Source organism: Ciceribacter lividus (assembly GCF_003337715.1).
In the GTDB taxonomy this organism is placed as follows: domain Bacteria; phylum Pseudomonadota; class Alphaproteobacteria; order Rhizobiales; family Rhizobiaceae; genus Allorhizobium; species Allorhizobium lividum.
The window spans coordinates 638,791-653,087 of sequence record NZ_QPIX01000001.1; the positions used below are offsets into that span (position 1 = coordinate 638,791).

Annotated in this window: 15 protein-coding genes, 1 pseudogene and 1 riboswitch; of the genes and pseudogenes, 11 read left to right on the forward strand and 5 right to left on the reverse strand. The window is 64.0% G+C overall.

Going from position 1 to position 14,297, the window contains the following annotated elements; all coding sequences use genetic code 11:
- Positions 1 to 18 precede the first annotated feature (18 nt).
- From sufC to DFR48_RS03110, 8 genes are all read left to right on the forward strand, one after another.
- Positions 19 to 774 (forward strand): Fe-S cluster assembly ATPase SufC, encoded by a 756-nt coding sequence (gene sufC / locus DFR48_RS03075; protein WP_114361640.1) that lies wholly within the window; start codon positions 19 to 21, stop codon positions 772 to 774.
- A gap of 23 nt (positions 775 to 797) precedes the next feature.
- Positions 798 to 2,072 (forward strand): Fe-S cluster assembly protein SufD, encoded by a 1,275-nt coding sequence (sufD, locus tag DFR48_RS03080; RefSeq protein ID WP_114361641.1) that lies wholly within the window; start codon positions 798 to 800, stop codon positions 2,070 to 2,072.
- Positions 2,065 to 3,309 (forward strand): cysteine desulfurase, encoded by a 1,245-nt coding sequence (locus DFR48_RS03085; RefSeq protein WP_114361642.1) that lies wholly within the window; start codon positions 2,065 to 2,067, stop codon positions 3,307 to 3,309. Before sufD ends, DFR48_RS03085 begins: the two co-directional genes overlap by 8 nt.
- A 10-nt stretch (positions 3,310 to 3,319) precedes the next feature.
- Positions 3,320 to 3,700 carry an SUF system Fe-S cluster assembly protein gene (locus tag DFR48_RS03090; protein ID WP_112684953.1) on the forward strand — a complete coding sequence of 127 codons (381 nt, stop codon included), beginning with the start codon at positions 3,320 to 3,322 and terminating at the stop codon, positions 3,698 to 3,700.
- Between the two features lie 76 nt (positions 3,701 to 3,776).
- Positions 3,777 to 4,169, forward strand: coding sequence for a Fe-S cluster assembly scaffold SufA (gene sufA / locus DFR48_RS03095; RefSeq protein WP_114361643.1), 393 nt, complete (start codon positions 3,777 to 3,779; stop codon positions 4,167 to 4,169).
- Positions 4,170 to 4,358: 189 nt separating this feature from the next.
- Positions 4,359 to 4,808 (forward strand): Lrp/AsnC family transcriptional regulator, encoded by a 450-nt coding sequence (locus tag DFR48_RS03100; protein WP_114361644.1) that lies wholly within the window; start codon positions 4,359 to 4,361, stop codon positions 4,806 to 4,808.
- 1 nt (position 4,809) lies between these two features.
- Positions 4,810 to 5,436 carry a LysE family translocator gene (locus tag DFR48_RS03105; RefSeq protein WP_114361645.1) on the forward strand — a complete coding sequence of 209 codons (627 nt, stop codon included), beginning with the start codon at positions 4,810 to 4,812 and terminating at the stop codon, positions 5,434 to 5,436.
- 137 nt (positions 5,437 to 5,573) lie between these two features.
- Positions 5,574 to 6,326, forward strand: coding sequence for a hypothetical protein (locus DFR48_RS03110; protein WP_114361646.1), 753 nt, complete (start codon positions 5,574 to 5,576; stop codon positions 6,324 to 6,326).
- Positions 6,327 to 6,435: 109 nt separating this feature from the next.
- On the opposite strand, the gene DFR48_RS03115 is transcribed toward DFR48_RS03110, so the two are convergent.
- From DFR48_RS03115 to gcvT, 4 genes are all read right to left on the reverse strand, one after another.
- On the reverse strand, positions 6,436 to 6,762 hold the full coding sequence (locus DFR48_RS03115; RefSeq protein WP_114361647.1) for a flagellar basal body protein: 327 nt from the start codon (positions 6,760 to 6,762) through the stop codon (positions 6,436 to 6,438).
- Positions 6,763 to 7,058: 296 nt separating this feature from the next.
- Positions 7,059 to 9,923 (reverse strand): aminomethyl-transferring glycine dehydrogenase, encoded by a 2,865-nt coding sequence (gcvP, locus tag DFR48_RS03120; protein WP_114361648.1) that lies wholly within the window; start codon positions 9,921 to 9,923, stop codon positions 7,059 to 7,061.
- Entirely contained in the window at positions 9,920 to 10,282 is a 363-nt protein-coding gene (gene gcvH, locus DFR48_RS03125; protein WP_114361649.1) for a glycine cleavage system protein GcvH, read from the reverse strand. The genes gcvP and gcvH overlap by 4 nt, the downstream gene beginning before the upstream one ends.
- A gap of 81 nt (positions 10,283 to 10,363) precedes the next feature.
- The gene (gene gcvT / locus DFR48_RS03130; RefSeq protein ID WP_114361650.1) at positions 10,364 to 11,497 is read right to left on the reverse strand and encodes a glycine cleavage system aminomethyltransferase GcvT; all 1,134 of its coding nucleotides are present in this window, start codon (positions 11,495 to 11,497) and stop codon (positions 10,364 to 10,366) included.
- A 153-nt stretch (positions 11,498 to 11,650) separates the two neighbouring features.
- Positions 11,651 to 11,739, reverse strand: a riboswitch (glycine riboswitch).
- A 225-nt stretch (positions 11,740 to 11,964) separates the two neighbouring features.
- Between gcvT and DFR48_RS21885 the strand changes: the two genes are divergently transcribed.
- Positions 11,965 to 12,336 (forward strand): hypothetical protein, encoded by a 372-nt coding sequence (locus DFR48_RS21885; RefSeq protein WP_170141784.1) that lies wholly within the window; start codon positions 11,965 to 11,967, stop codon positions 12,334 to 12,336.
- A gap of 339 nt (positions 12,337 to 12,675) precedes the next feature.
- A pseudogene (locus DFR48_RS22150) lies at positions 12,676 to 13,065 on the forward strand (copper chaperone PCu(A)C); the annotation flags it as partial.
- A gap of 81 nt (positions 13,066 to 13,146) precedes the next feature.
- Here the strand turns inward: DFR48_RS22150 and DFR48_RS03150 are convergent.
- A complete protein-coding gene (locus DFR48_RS03150) occupies positions 13,147 to 13,422 on the reverse strand; it encodes a hypothetical protein (protein WP_114361654.1) in 276 nt (91 codons plus the stop codon).
- Between the two features lie 290 nt (positions 13,423 to 13,712).
- Between DFR48_RS03150 and DFR48_RS03155 the strand changes: the two genes are divergently transcribed.
- Positions 13,713 to 14,249, forward strand: coding sequence for a flavodoxin domain-containing protein (locus tag DFR48_RS03155; RefSeq protein WP_114361655.1), 537 nt, complete (start codon positions 13,713 to 13,715; stop codon positions 14,247 to 14,249).
- Positions 14,250 to 14,297 lie beyond the last annotated feature (48 nt).

The window sequence follows — 14,297 nt, forward strand, 5'->3', positions numbered from 1 at the left end:
AAGAACAGGAACACAGACATGCTTGAAATCAGAAACCTGCACGCCCGGATCGCCGAAGACGGCACCGAAATCATCCGTGGCCTGAACCTCACCGTCAAGGCCGGCGAGGTCGCGGCGATCATGGGGCCGAACGGCTCCGGCAAGTCGACGCTCTCCTACATCCTGTCGGGCCGCGAGGACTACGAGGTCACCGAGGGCGACATCCTCTACAACGGCGAGAGCATCCTCGAACTCGACCCGGCCGAGCGTGCGGCGAAGGGCATCTTCCTCGCTTTCCAGTATCCGGTCGAAATTCCGGGCGTCGCCACCATGCAGTTCCTCAAGGTGGCGATGAACGAGCAGCGCAAGGCGCGCGGCGAGCCGGAACTGACGACGCCGGAATTCATGCGTCGCGTCAAGGAAGCCTCCGCCGAGCTGAAGATCGCGCCCGACATGCTGAAGCGGCCGCTGAACGTCGGCTTCTCCGGCGGCGAGAAGAAGCGCGCCGAGATCCTGCAGATGGCGCTTTTGGAGCCGAAGCTCTGCATTCTCGACGAGACGGACAGCGGTCTCGACATCGACGCGCTGAAGATCGTCGCTGATGGCGTCAACGCGCTGAAGTCACCGGACCGCGCGACCATCGTCATCACCCACTACCAGCGGCTCCTCGACTACATCGTACCGGACACCGTCCACGTCCTCTACAAGGGGCAGATCGTGAAGACCGGCGACAAGAACCTGGCGCTAGAGCTCGAAGCCGGCGGCTATGCCGACATCATCGGGCAAGCGGCCTGACCGGCCGGGAAGGAGTCCTGACGATGACCCTGCAAGCAGCCAATCGACTGACGGCGGCAGAAACGCAGCTGATTGAAAGCTATTCGGACCAGATCGGCGAGTTGCCGGGCGACGGCGGTGTTCTCGCGGCCCGCGACCGGCTTTTCGATGAACTGAAGCGCGGCGGCCTGCCGACCCGCCGGGTCGAGGCCTGGCACTATACGGACCTGAGGAACCTCCTGCGTGTCGTTCCGGAGTTCGTGCCGGCGACGGATGCCACCACGGCTTCGCGCGTCGTGGCTGGATCGAGCCTGTTTGCCGTCCTGCAGGGGGTGGCCCAGGAGGTCCGTGCGCCGGATGGCGTCGACGTCCAGGCCTTCCGCAGCACGCTGGCGGACGGCTCCGCCGCCGCCCGGCTCGTCGCCTATGATCGCGACGACACCATCGGACGCATCAACAGCAGTTTCGTGCGCGACGGCTTTGCCGTCTCGGTCGATGCCGACACGGTCGTCGAGGCGCCGATCGAACTGCAGTCCGTCCACGGCGCCGGCCAGCTCCATGTCCGCTATCCCGTCACCTTCGGCGCGAAGAGCCGGGTGACGGTGATCGAGCGGCACATCGGCGCCGGCACGGGACCGGCGCTCGTCTCGTCCGTCGCTGATCTCGTTCTCGGCGAGGGCGCCGAGGTGACCTGGATCATCTTGCAATCCGAAGGCAAGGAAGACACCCATCTCGGCCAGATCAAGGCCGAACTCGGGGAAAACGCGAAGTTCCGCCTCTTCATCATCAATGTCGGCGGCAAGCTGGTGCGGCAGGAAGTCCATGTCCGCACCGCCGGCGAGGGCTCCGACTTCACCCTGCGTGGCATCAACCTGATCGGCGGCGAGAGCCATGTCGACGTCACGATGACGCTCGGCCACGACGTCGCGAACACCACCTCGACCGAAGTCGTGCGCAACGTCGTTTTCAATCGCGGTCGCGGTGTCTTCCAGGGGATGATTAAGGTGGCCCCGGATGCCCAGAAGACCGACGCCCGCATGGCCTGCAACACGCTGCTGCTCTCGGACGATGGCGAGTTCTCGGTCAAGCCCGAGCTGGAGATCTTTGCCGACGACGTGCAGTGCGCCCATGGCGCGACGGTCGCCGACATCGACCACAACCATCTCTACTACCTGATGTCGCGTGGCATCCCGGAGAAGCAGGCGCGGGCCCTGCTCGTGCGGGCTTTCGTCGCCGAGATCGTCGAGGAACTGGAAAGCGAGGCGCTGGTTGATGCCCTGGAAGGGGTGATCTCGGACTGGCTGGAACACCATGGCTGATCTCTCCTCGACAATCGCGGGCTATGACGTCGAGCGCGTCCGGCAGGATTTCCCGATCCTCTCGCGCGAGGTCTACGGCAAGCCGCTCGTCTATCTCGACAACGCCGCCTCGGCCCAGAAGCCGAGGCAGGTGATCGACGCAATCTCGCACACCTACGCGCACGAATACGCCAACGTGCATCGCGGCCTGCATTTCCTCTCGAATGCCGCGACCGAGGCCTATGAGGGCGCGCGCGAGAAGATGCGCCGGTTTCTGAATGCCGGCTCGGTTGACGAGATTGTCTTCACCAAGTCCTCGACCGAGGCGATCAACACCGTCGCCTACGGCTACGGCATGACGCATATCGGCGAGGGCGACGAGATCGTGCTGTCGATCCTCGAACACCATTCGAATATCGTGCCCTGGCATTTCCTGCGTGAGCGCAAAGGCGCCAAACTCGTTTGGGTGCCGGTCGACGATGACGGTGCCTTCCACATCGAGGACTTTGAGAAGTGCCTGACCGAGCGGACCAAGCTCGTCGCGATCACCCATATGTCGAATGCGACCGGCACCGTCGTGCCGGTCAAGGAGGTCTGCCGGATCGCCCATGAGCGCGGCATTCCGGTGCTGGTCGACGGCAGCCAGGGTGCCGTCCACATGCCGGTCGACGTCCGCGACATCGACTGCGACTGGTACGCCGTCACGGGACATAAGCTCTATGGCCCATCCGGGATCGGCGCACTTTACGGCAAGACGGAGCTGCTGAAGGAAATGCAGCCCTTCATGGGCGGCGGCGAGATGATCGTCGAGGTGACCGAGGACCGCGTGACCTACAACGACCCGCCGCATCGCTTCGAGGCGGGCACGCCACCGATCGTCCAGGCGATTGGTCTCGGCCATGCCCTCGATTACATCGACAGCCTCGGCCGCGAGGCGATCGCCGCCCACGAGGCGGGACTTGCCGCCTATGCCGAGGAACGGCTGCGGGCGATCAATTCGCTTCGCATCATCGGCAACGCGCCGGGCAAGGGCGCGATCTTCTCGTTCGAGCTTGCGGGCATTCATGCCCACGACGTCTCGATGCTGATCGATCGCCGCGGGGTCGCGGTCCGGGCGGGCACGCATTGCGCGCAGCCATTGCTTGCGCGATTCGGCGTGACATCGACCTGCCGGGCGTCGTTCGGCCTCTACAATACCCGCGCCGAAGTCGATGCGCTGGCCGATGCGCTCGATTACGCGCGTACATTTTTTGCTTGAGGAGCCGCTCATGAGTGTGAACGAGAGCGAACAGAAGCCGGACTTCCGCGAGGATATCGTGCAGTCGAACATCCCGCAGGAAGAGCTTGCGCGTCTTTCGGACGACATCGTCGCGGCGCTCAAGACCGTCTACGATCCGGAAATCCCGGCCGACATCTTCGAGCTCGGGCTGATCTACAAGATCGACATCGACGACGACCGCATGGTCAAGATCGTCATGACGCTGACGGCGCCTGGCTGCCCCGTCGCCGGCGAGATGCCGAGCTGGGTGCAGAACGCCGTCAGTGCCGTCGAGGGCGTCTCCGGCGTCGAGGTCGAGATGACCTTCGATCCGCCATGGACGCCCGACCGGATGTCGGAAGAGGCCCAGGTGGCGGTCGGTTGGTATTGATCGTCGTCAAGACCAGAACTACATTTGTATGACCGAAGCGCCGGACCTTGAACCCGGCTGCGGCAGGAGACAGGAAATGGGCTTTCAAGTCATGACCATGACGGACGCTGCGGCTCAGCGCGTCCGTGCAATCGTCGATAGTTCCGGACCGGACGCTCAGGGCGTTCGCGTCGGGATCAAGAAGGGCGGTTGCGCCGGCATGGAATACACGATCGAGCTCGTGACGGCGCCGAGCGCCAGGGACGATCTCATCGAGCGCGACGGGGCGAAGGTCTGGGTCGATCCGGCGGCCGTTCTCTATCTGCTCGGCACCGAGATGGATTTCGAGACGACGAAGCTGCGTTCAGGATTTACCTTCAGCAACCCGAACCAGACATCTGCCTGCGGCTGCGGCGAATCCGTGGAGCTGAAAGCGGCAGACCTCGCCGAGCTCGCCCGCCAGAAGGACGCAGCAGTGACCGCCGGCTGAGCAGCCGGCGGGGCGGTCACCTGCTCTTCCACTCTGTTTCCGATAGCTGTTTCTTCAGCCGTCAGCGGCCGCCCGAAGGGCGCGCGGCTTTCGAACTCGCAGGCGTAGCGCCCGGAGGCTCTGCGCTTCCGTGTGAATTTTCTGCAAAAACTATTGCTCTACGTTCCGCAATTTGTATAGTTTGCGGCCATGGATACAATAGACCACAAAATCATCAGCCTTCTCGCCGAGGATTCACGGCGCTCGCTCAGCGATATCGGTGAGCATGTAAGCCTCTCTCCCTCCGCTGTCAACGAGCGCATGCGGCGGCTTCTGGCGTCGGGAGCCATCAAGCGCTTCACGGTGGATGCCGACCACGCCGCGTTGGGGATGGACATTCTCGCCTTCGTCTTCGTGTCACTGGATGCGCGGGCGAACGAGGAGGCGTTCCGTGCCTATATGACTGATCACAGGTCGATCGCGGAGTGTCACCACATCACCGGCGCCTGGTCCTATCTCATCAAGATCAGGGTCGGTGCGTTGACAGACATCGAGGACTTTCTCGCCGATCTCAAGGCGCGCGGTTTTCTCGCCCGCAGCGAGACCGTGATTGCACTCTCCACCATAACCGAAACCCCGTTCACGCCGCCGGAGATCTGAGATGGCAGTCGCGCTCGTCGCTAAGGGCATCGTCCTCGGTCTGGCGATCGCGGCCCCCCTTGGCCCGATTGGAGCGCTCTGCATTAACCGGACGCTCGAGCGGGGCTTCTGGGCCGGTGTCGCCGGCGGTTTGGGTACGGCGCTCGCCGACGGCACTTACGCGCTGATGGCGGCGGCGGGTTTTGCCGCCTTTGCCTTCATCCTCGATGCCATCTCGTTGCCGCTCCAACTCGTCGGCGGGGCATTCATGTTGTGGCTCGGCTGGACGAGCTTTCGGCCACGTCCGCCGGTCACCGCCGCGACGGTCGGCGCGCGGGACTTGCTTGCGACCACCATATCGACCTTCTTCCTCACCATCACCAACCCGGCGACCATCCTCTCCTTCGCCGCCATTTTCGCAGGGCTCGGGCTCGCCGGAGCAGGCGACCGCTGGAGCGCGGCGCTGCTGGTTCTCGGCGTATTTGCTGGCTCGATGCTCTGGTGGTTCTTTCTTTCCGGCCTCGTTGCGATGCTGCACCATCGCCTGCCGCCGTCCTTCTCCGTCTGGGTCTCGCGCATCTCCGGCGTCGTCCTGCTCGGCTTCGGCGCGATTGCGATCGGCATGGGCGTGATGGGGTTGATCGGCTGACGCCCATTTTTGGGCAAATTCGCCCGAAATCGCCTATTCGACGATGACAGCCTTGCCGCCCCCGTGTCATTGCTGACCGGTGGGCAGAAAAGGGGGTGCCTGCAGGATCGTCATTTCCCCCGGGATCCGTTATTTCCATGCGAAAGATTTTCTGCTCCGCAGCCATCGCTGCGCAACTCACCATGGCATTCACCTCCGTCGCACCCCATCAGACGCTCGCTGCGACCGCCCATGTCCACAAGCTGCACTCGGCCCATTTCATCGTGACCGCGCTCGAAAAGAAGGGGATCAAGGTCATCGACCTTCGGCGCAGGGCGCAGGTCTACTTCCTCCACGTCTCCGACAACGCCGGTACGGAGGCGATCGTCGCCATCGACGGCTACAGCGCCGAGATCATAGGCCTGATGGTGCTGGCTCTCGGGCCGGGTGTGGTCGCCACCTCGACCGGCTCCAGGGGCAATCACTTCGTCGATCTCAGCTACAGCTTCGGCTACGAGGTCGAATACAGCGTCTACGAGAGCTATACCGTCGTCACGACGGAAGAGATATCGATCACCGAGGAATACACCGAGGTCACCTACGAGGAGAGCGAGGAAGTGACCTACGAGGAGGTCGAGGAGACGGTCGAAGCCGACCTCGACAGCGGCACCGCCGAGGACGCGGCCGGTGACGAGCTGGCCGACGGCAACAATGACGAGGTCGACGCCGCTGCCTACGACGAAGTTTCGGATCATGCTGCCGACGAGATGGGCACGGACGAGGCCGTCGATGACGGCACGGACGACGCCGGCGATGCCGGAATGGATGACGCCGGTGACGATGGAATGGATGGTGCCGGCGCCGACGATGGTGGTAGCGAAGTCATCGAAGACGGCGGCGATGAAGGCTGAACGGCTGCGGGGAGGGAGAAGTCCTTCCCCGTTTTTCGTTGTAGTCCACCGTATCGGGCGACAACCGTGGCGGCGGTGTTTTCGATCCGGCCGGCCGTAGCGGCGAGCCTCAGTCCCGCTTTATCGAAGCGAGCACGTCCCACATGTCGGCGCCGGTTTCCCACACGGCGGCATTGGCCTTGAAGCCGATTTCGGCCTGGATGGCGTCGAGCATCTCCTGCCCGAGGTCAACATCCGAGGTGTCGGGGAGATGCGTGGCGCCGGACGTGCGGACGGAGGTCGTGACGCCGCCGGAGGCATCGGCGGCGAAGGAAGTGACCTGACGCTGGTATCCGGGCGTCATGGCATTGGCGACGTTCTGCGCCGAGGTGGTGAGGCTGCGCGTGTTCGCCTGCATGCCCGAAACGGCGATATTCAAGATCGCGGAAATGCCCATAGTCCTGCCCCGAGGTCCGATGCGAGTGGCGTCACCCTAATGCACCTGGCTTTGCAAAGCGTGAACGAGCAGCCTTTAGGCTTTCGACCGGGCGCGCCGACTTTGTACCAGAACGGCACATTGGCATGTTCGCGGCGCTTTGTTGAAAATATGTAATTACAAATCTAATTATTTAGCTTTGTAACTAAGTGTATGCCAAGCATGCACGGTATCGATGGTCACTTTGCGACCCCGGCCCGAATGCAGAAAGCCCGCCGGGTGGGGCGGGCTTTCGCATTTCGGCTGAAATAAGCCGGTTACTCGGCAGCTTCCGCGTATTCGCTCATCGGCGGGCAGGTGCAGACGAGATTGCGGTCGCCATAGACATTGTCGACGCGGTTGACCGGCGACCAGTACTTGTCGACCCGGAAGGCGCCGGGCGGGAAGCAGGCCTGTTCGCGGCTGTAGGGCCGATTCCACTCGCCGACGAGGTCCTCCACGGTGTGGGGGGCGTTCTTCAGCGGGTTGTCGTTGCGGTCCATGCGGCCTTCCTCGACGGCGCGGGCTTCCTCGCGGATTGCCAGCATCGCGTCGCAGAAGCGGTCGATTTCCGCCTTCGTCTCGCTTTCGGTCGGCTCGATCATCAGCGTGCCGGCGACCGGCCAGCTCATGGTCGGGGCGTGGAAGCCGCAGTCGATCAGGCGCTTCGCTATGTCGTCGACGGTGGTGCCGGAGCTTTCGGCGAGCGGGCGCGTATCGATGATGCACTCGTGCGCAACACGGCCGCGCTCGGACTTGTAGAGCACATCGTAGGCGCTCTTCAGCCGTGCGGCGATGTAGTTGGCGTTGAGGATCGCGACCTTGGTCGCCTGCGTCAGCCCTTCGCCGCCCATCATCAGGCAGTAGCTCCAGGAGATCGGCAGGATCGAGGGCGAACCGTAGGGCGCCGCCGAAACCGCACCCGACCGGTCGTCGGTTGCCACATGGCCGGGCAGGTAGGGAGCCAGATGCGCCTTGACGCCGATCGGTCCCATGCCCGGGCCGCCGCCGCCATGCGGAATGCAGAAGGTCTTGTGCAGGTTCAGGTGGCTGACGTCGGAGCCGATGTCGCCGGGGCGGGCAAGGCCGACCATGGCGTTCATGTTGGCGCCGTCGAGGTAGACCTGACCGCCGTGCTCGTGGGTGATCCGGCAGATTTCCCTGACCGTCTCCTCGAATACGCCGTGGGTCGAGGGGTAGGTGACCATGCAGCACGCCAACGTGTCGGCATACTGCTCGGCCTTGGCGCGGAAGTCGTCGAGATCGACGTCGCCGTTCTCCTTCGCCTTCACCGGCACCACCTCCATGCCGGCCATGTGCGCGGAGGCGGGATTGGTGCCATGCGCAGAGGTCGGGATGAGGCAGACGGTACGGTGGGCGTCACCGCGGGCGAGGTGATAGTTGCGGATCGTCAAAAGGCCCGCATATTCGCCCTGCGCGCCGGAGTTCGGCTGCATGGAGAAGGCGTCGTAGCCGGTGACGGCGCAGAGCTTTTCGGAAAGATCGTCGATCATCTCCTTGTAGCCGAGGGCCTGGTCGGCCGGCACGAAGGGATGGATGTCGGAAAATTCCGGCCAGGTGATCGGCAGCATTTCCGCCGTGGCATTCAGCTTCATCGTGCAGGAGCCGAGCGGGATCATCGCCCGGTCGAGCGCGAGGTCGCGGTCGGAGAGCCGGCGGATGTAGCGGGTCATCTCGCTTTCCGCGCGGTTCATGTGGAAGATCGGATGCGTCATGTACTCGCTCTTGCGGAGCAGGTCATTCGGCAGCCGGTAGCCGGGCTCGAAATCGGCGAGCATGAAATTGCCGCCGAAGGCGCGCCAGACCGCTTCCAGCGTCGCCGGGCGCGTGCGCTCGTCGAGGCTGATCCCGATCTTCGTCTCACCGACCTTGCGCAGGTTGACGCCCTCCGCGCGGGCGGCGCGCAGCACGAGCCCCTGCATGTGGCCGACATCGACGGTGATCGTGTCGAAGAAGGTTTCCGGCTCGACCTTGTAGCCGAGCTTTTCCAGCCCCTTCGCCATCAGGACCGCCTTCTGATGGACGGCCTGCGCGATCGCCTTGATGCCCTTCGGACCGTGGAAGACGCCGTACATCGAGGCCATGACGGCAAGCAGCACCTGGGCGGTGCAGATGTTCGACGTCGCCTTCTCGCGGCGGATGTGCTGCTCGCGGGTCTGCAGCGACAGGCGGTAGGCACGGTTGCCGCGGGCATCGACCGACACGCCGACGAGGCGGCCGGGCATCGAGCGCTTGTAGGCATCCTTCACCGCCATGTAGGCCGCGTGCGGGCCGCCATAGCCGACCGGAATGCCGAAGCGCTGGGTGGAGCCGATGGCGATGTCGGCACCCATCTCGCCCGGCGCCTTCAGGAGCGCCAGCGCCAGCGGATCGGCGGCGACGGCGGCGATCGCGCCGGCATCATGGAGCTTCGTAATCAGGCCGGTGAAGTCATGCACATGGCCGTAGGTGCCGGGATACTGGAAGAGCGCCCCGAAGACCTTCGCCGGATCGAGATCGGTGAACGGATTGCCGACCACGACCTCCCAGCCGAGCGGTGCCGCGCGGGTCTCGATCACCGCGATGGTCTGCGGGTGGCAGTTCTCGTCGACGAAAAAGGCCTTCGCCTTCGACTTGGCGACGCGTTCGGCCATGGCCATGGCCTCGGCGCCCGCGGTCGCCTCGTCAAGGAGCGAGGCGTTTGCGACGTCGAGACCGGTCAGGTCGCAGATCATCGTCTGGTAGTTGAGCAGCGCTTCCAGGCGGCCTTGCGAGATTTCCGGCTGGTAGGGCGTGTAGGCGGTGTACCAGGCCGGGTTTTCCAGGATGTTGCGCTGGATGACCGGCGGCGTGATCGTGCCGTAGTAGCCCTGGCCGATCAGCGAGACGAGAACCTCGTTCTTGTTGGCCGTGTCGCGCAGCTTGTCGAGTGCTTCGCGCTCGGTCATCGGCGCCCCCCATGTGAGGGGCACCTGCTGGCGGATGGAGCCCGGCACGGTGTCGTCGATCAGCGCGTCGAGGCTCGGGTAACCGATCAGCGCCAGCATCTCGTCCATCTCCGCCGGCGAAGGGCCGATATGGCGGCGATTGGCGAAGTCGTAGGGCTGGTAATCGGTGAACTGGAATTCGGTCGGCGTGGTCATGCGATCAGCTCTTTGTAGGCCGCTTCATCGAGCAGCTTCTCGACATCGGCGGGATTGGCGAGCTTCAGCTTGAAGAACCAGCCGGCACCCTGCGGATCGGAATTGACGAGCGAAGGATCGTCGACGATCGCCTGGTTGACCTCGGTCACCTCGCCGTCGAGCGGGCAGTAGACTTCCGAGGCGGCCTTGACCGATTCCACGGTCGCGGCGTCGCCGCCCTTCTTGAAGCTTGCACCGACGTCCGGAAGTTCGACGAAGACCAGATCGCCGAGCTGTTCGGCAGCGTGGGTGGTGATGCCGACGATCGCGACGTCGCCCTCGATCTTCAGCCACTCATGTTCTTCGGTGAATTTCAGCATGTGATGTTCCTCTCTTGATGTTGGGGAGCGACCCGCCCTCACGCCGGCAGCAGCCGGGTGAGGGCGGTCGCGGTCATGGGTTCAGCGCTTGTAGGTCTGCGCGACGAAGGGGAGCGCGGCGACGGTCATCGGCAGGTACTTGCCGCGGACCTCGGCATAGACGGTCGTGCCGACCGCCGCATGGGAGGAGGGCAGGTAGCCCATGGCGACCGGACCGCCGGCCGAAGGGCCGAAGGTGCCGGAGGTGACTTCGCCGACCGCGGTCGTGCCGTTCTCGTCGCTGTAGATCTTCGCATGCGAGCGGACCGGCGCCTTGCCGTCGGGCTTCAGGCCGACGCGGCGGCGGGCGGGGCCGTTCTCGAGTTCGGAAAGGATACGGTCTGCACCGGGAAAGCCGCCTTCGCGGGCGCCGCCCTTGCGGCGAGCCTTCTGGATCGCCCACTCGATTGCGCCCTCGACCGGTGAGGTCGTGGTGTCGATGTCGTTGCCGTAGAGGCAGAGCCCGGCTTCGAGGCGGAGCGAATCGCGGGCGCCGAGGCCGATCGGCTCGCAGTCGGGATGCGCGAGCAGCGCATTGGCGAGATCCGTCGCCCTGTCGGCCGGCACCGAGATCTCGAAGCCGTCCTCGCCGGAATAGCCGGAGCGGGAGACGATGCAGGCAATCCCGGCGATCGTCGCGTCACGGACGTCCATGAATTTCATCGAAGCGATGTCGGGAGAGAGCGAGGCGAGCACGGCCTCGGCCTTCGGTCCCTGAAGGGCCAGCAGGGCGCGATCGAGGAGCTCGACCTTGCAGGTGTCGCCGAGGTTTGCCTTCATGTGCGCAACATCGGCATCCTTGCAGGCCGCGTTGACGACCACCAGCAGGTGATCACCGCGATTGGTGATCATCAGGTCGTCGAGAATGCCGCCGTTGGTATCGGTGAAGAAGCCGTAGCGCTGGCGACCTGCCTTCAGACCGAGAATGTCGACCGGGACGAGCTTTTCGAGGGCGAGGGCTGCGTCCTCGACGCTGCCGCTCTTTGCACGCAGGATCACCTGACCCATGTGCGAGACGTCGAAGAGCCCCGCCTTTTCGCGCGTGTGAAGATGCTCCTTGAGCACGCCGGCCGGATATTGCACCGGCATGTCGTAGCCGGCGAAGGGTACCATCTTGGCGCCGAGCGACAGGTGAAGGTCATAAAGAGGGGTGCGTTTCAGTTCGGCGGTATCCAAAGGGCGCCTCCGGTTTTCGCGCTCGATGCGCTGGCTCAGGTCATGGCGCGCAAATGCCCGCCGGTTACGTGAGCCCCCTCTGTCCGTTTGCCTGAGATTGTTATCCCTTCGGCGCGCGCCCCGTCATACGGAACGCTTCTCTCCAGAGTCCAATGGCACCTTGTGGTCCTTTCGCCTGAGAGTTTCCGGGGCGGTTGCTCCTTCGGCACCGGATCGAACCGGCTTCTCCCAACAAGATGGCTTGGCATTATCTGGCAAGGCGGGCGGTTGGCAAGAGGCTTGCGTCGTTGTGAAGCAAATAATTGTCGCTGTCGTTTTCGTCCGCCGTCAACGGTCGAGCTGTCCGCGGCGATTTGTTCTTGATCAAAGACAGCTGCGACGTGACGTCCGAATGTGGCGACGGCTGCAGAGGGTCGTTGATTCCGGCGCGAAAGACGCTAAGGATGAAGCCGCCCGGAGGTTATGGAATGACGAAGGTGAAGTGGATCGGTGGCGGTTTCGTGCGCATGCTGTGCGCGCTCGCCGTGCTGTCGCTCGCCTTCGCGCACAAGCCGCCGCAGGTCATGGCGGCGGTGCTCGAAACCGCTTCCTACGTCCTTCCCGACGGCAGCTACGCCGACCTCTGCATCGGCGACGTTGCGGTCAAGCACCCGGCAGCGAGCGGCTTCTGCGAAGCCTGCATCCTTGCTGCGGCGAGCCTCCTGCCGGCGCCGCCGGACGAGGGATGGCTGCTCTCCACCTTCGCGAGCCTCGACAACGAACCGGTCGTCGCCGACGCCGGTCCTGAACCCGAATCGGTCGAGCGCCCGCGCTCTCGCGCACCGCCGGCCTTCGCCTGATCTTTCGAGAATTTTCGTCAGAAACAAAGCCGCCACGCGGCGTGTTCCGGTCGCCTCCCATTCTGTTTCAGAGGACCGGTCAGGAGAACAATAATGAAAGTCACCATTTCCCGCCTCACCCTTGCTGTCGTCAGCGTCGCAGCCGGTGCCGTCTTCGCCCATCCGAGCCTTGCCTGCAGCATGCATGACGGTGCCGCGGCGGCGACGCCGGCCGACATGCATGCCGGTCACAATATGAGCGCTCCGGTGGTCAAGGTCGCCGATACCGGCGGTCACCAGATGCATGCCGCGATGGCCGGGTCCGGCATGGGCGTCGTCGATCCGGGCGGAATGGAATCCGTCAAGCTCGGCGACCTCGAACTGACCGGCGGCTTCACCAAGGCCATGCTTCCCGGCCAGCCGGTCGGCGGCGGCTTCGTCGTCATCAAGAACGCTGGCGCTGTCGACGACGTGCTGGTCGCCGCCGAATCGGCCGTGGCCGATCACGTCGAGCTTCACGAGATGGTCATGGAGAACGACGTCATGAAGATGCGGCCTCTCAAGGACGGCATTCCGGTTCCGGCCGGCGAGACGGTCGAACTGAAGCCGGGTGGCCTGCACCTGATGTTCATGGGCGTCAAGGAACCCTTCGTCGAAGGCGGTACCGTCAAGGTGAAGCTGACCTTCAAGAATGCCGGTTCGGTCGATCTCGTCCTGCCCGTCGGCCCGGCCGCGCCGATGAAGATGTAAGCAGGCGCCGGAGCTCAACCATAAAGGAGCGCCGCGGACGACGTGTCCGCGGCGCATTTCAAGTCGGTGCTGAAGGTGTCCTCAGGTCGTCGAGCTGAGATAGGCGTCGATCGCTTCCCTGAGCGTGGCCTGCTCATGCCTCGTCTGTCCGGCCGTCAGGAAATGGAGCGACAGCGCCGGCGGCTGCACGACGGTAAGGATCGCGCGCAGTCTGAAGTCGTCGCCCTTGGCGGCGCGTTCCGCAAAAACCTGCAACTGCTCTTCGACCAGCGTGCCGCGAGGAACACGCTGGGGCGGTTTGGTTGCTTCCATTGCATAGGCGGCCGTGGTGGCCGAAACTGTAACTACCTGGGGCATGGCTATCACCGGTATCTCTATCCCTGCAGGATACGGCATGCCTCTCTACGGACCGCTAAGGATGGTCGAGGCATTTTAGTCAAATTCGATGGACTGCAGGACGGTCCTCGGAGGCTGCGTCGAAAGGCGCCGACGGAACTACCCGAAATGGCAACGGGGCAGGCTTGCAATCGCTCGCCGATCTGTCATTTTGCTTGTAAATTCAGTCGTTCGAACGGCCGCGCCGTCGATCGACGATCGGAAGGGACGCGGTAACTCGGGCAGTTGCCGACAAAGGGATGGAGGGGAAAATGAACATTCTCATTGGCTTTGTCAGCATCGAAGGGCAGACGCGCAAGATTGCCGAGAAGATCGCCGAGCACGTCGAGAAGGCGGGTCATCGCGCCGTTTTCTTCAACGTCACCTCCATGGCCGAATATGCGCTGGAGCGACCGGAGGCGGTGATCCTCTGCGCGCCGATCCACGCCGGGCGCTATCCCGCACCCTTCGTGGATTTCGTCCGCCGCGAGAGGGACTTTCTGAAATCGGTGCCGAGCGCATTCGTGTCGGTGTCGCTGTTCATCCGCAGCGAGTTCGAGGAGGAGCGCGAGGAAGCGCGCCATTTCCCCGACACGCTGATGGCCGAGACCGGCTGGACGCCCGGCCGGGTGCTCAATGCCGCAGGCGCGCTGCGCTACACCGAATACGACTTCTTCAAGCGCTGGATGGCGAAGCGCCTTGCCGCCCGCGAGGGCGCCCCGACCGACGCCAGCCAGAACTTCGAATTCACCGACTGGGCCGAGCTCGAGCGCTTCGTTTCCGACTTCCTCGCCGGCGCGAAAGCCTGATGCTGCCGGTGTGCGACCTGCCCGCCGGACCTTTCGGAACACCTGAAT

Bases quoted from the DNA above. Each gene is read 5' to 3' on its own strand.
- sufC (WP_114361640.1), top strand. From the start codon at position 19: ATGCTTGAAATCAGAAACCTGCACGCCCGGATCGCCGAAGACGGCACC.
- sufD (WP_114361641.1), top strand. From the start codon at position 798: ATGACCCTGCAAGCAGCCAATCGACTGACGGCGGCAGAAACGCAGCTG.
- DFR48_RS03085 (WP_114361642.1), top strand. From the start codon at position 2,065: ATGGCTGATCTCTCCTCGACAATCGCGGGCTATGACGTCGAGCGCGTC.
- DFR48_RS03090 (WP_112684953.1), top strand. From the start codon at position 3,320: ATGAGTGTGAACGAGAGCGAACAGAAGCCGGACTTCCGCGAGGATATC.
- sufA (WP_114361643.1), top strand. From the start codon at position 3,777: ATGGGCTTTCAAGTCATGACCATGACGGACGCTGCGGCTCAGCGCGTC.
- DFR48_RS03100 (WP_114361644.1), top strand. From the start codon at position 4,359: ATGGATACAATAGACCACAAAATCATCAGCCTTCTCGCCGAGGATTCA.
- DFR48_RS03105 (WP_114361645.1), top strand. From the start codon at position 4,810: ATGGCAGTCGCGCTCGTCGCTAAGGGCATCGTCCTCGGTCTGGCGATC.
- DFR48_RS03110 (WP_114361646.1), top strand. From the start codon at position 5,574: ATGCGAAAGATTTTCTGCTCCGCAGCCATCGCTGCGCAACTCACCATG.
- DFR48_RS03115 (WP_114361647.1), bottom strand. From the start codon at position 6,762: ATGGGCATTTCCGCGATCTTGAATATCGCCGTTTCGGGCATGCAGGCG.
- gcvP (WP_114361648.1), bottom strand. From the start codon at position 9,923: ATGACCACGCCGACCGAATTCCAGTTCACCGATTACCAGCCCTACGAC.
- gcvH (WP_114361649.1), bottom strand. From the start codon at position 10,282: ATGCTGAAATTCACCGAAGAACATGAGTGGCTGAAGATCGAGGGCGAC.
- DFR48_RS21885 (WP_170141784.1), top strand. From the start codon at position 11,965: ATGACGAAGGTGAAGTGGATCGGTGGCGGTTTCGTGCGCATGCTGTGC.
- DFR48_RS03150 (WP_114361654.1), bottom strand. From the start codon at position 13,422: ATGCCCCAGGTAGTTACAGTTTCGGCCACCACGGCCGCCTATGCAATG.
- DFR48_RS03155 (WP_114361655.1), top strand. From the start codon at position 13,713: ATGAACATTCTCATTGGCTTTGTCAGCATCGAAGGGCAGACGCGCAAG.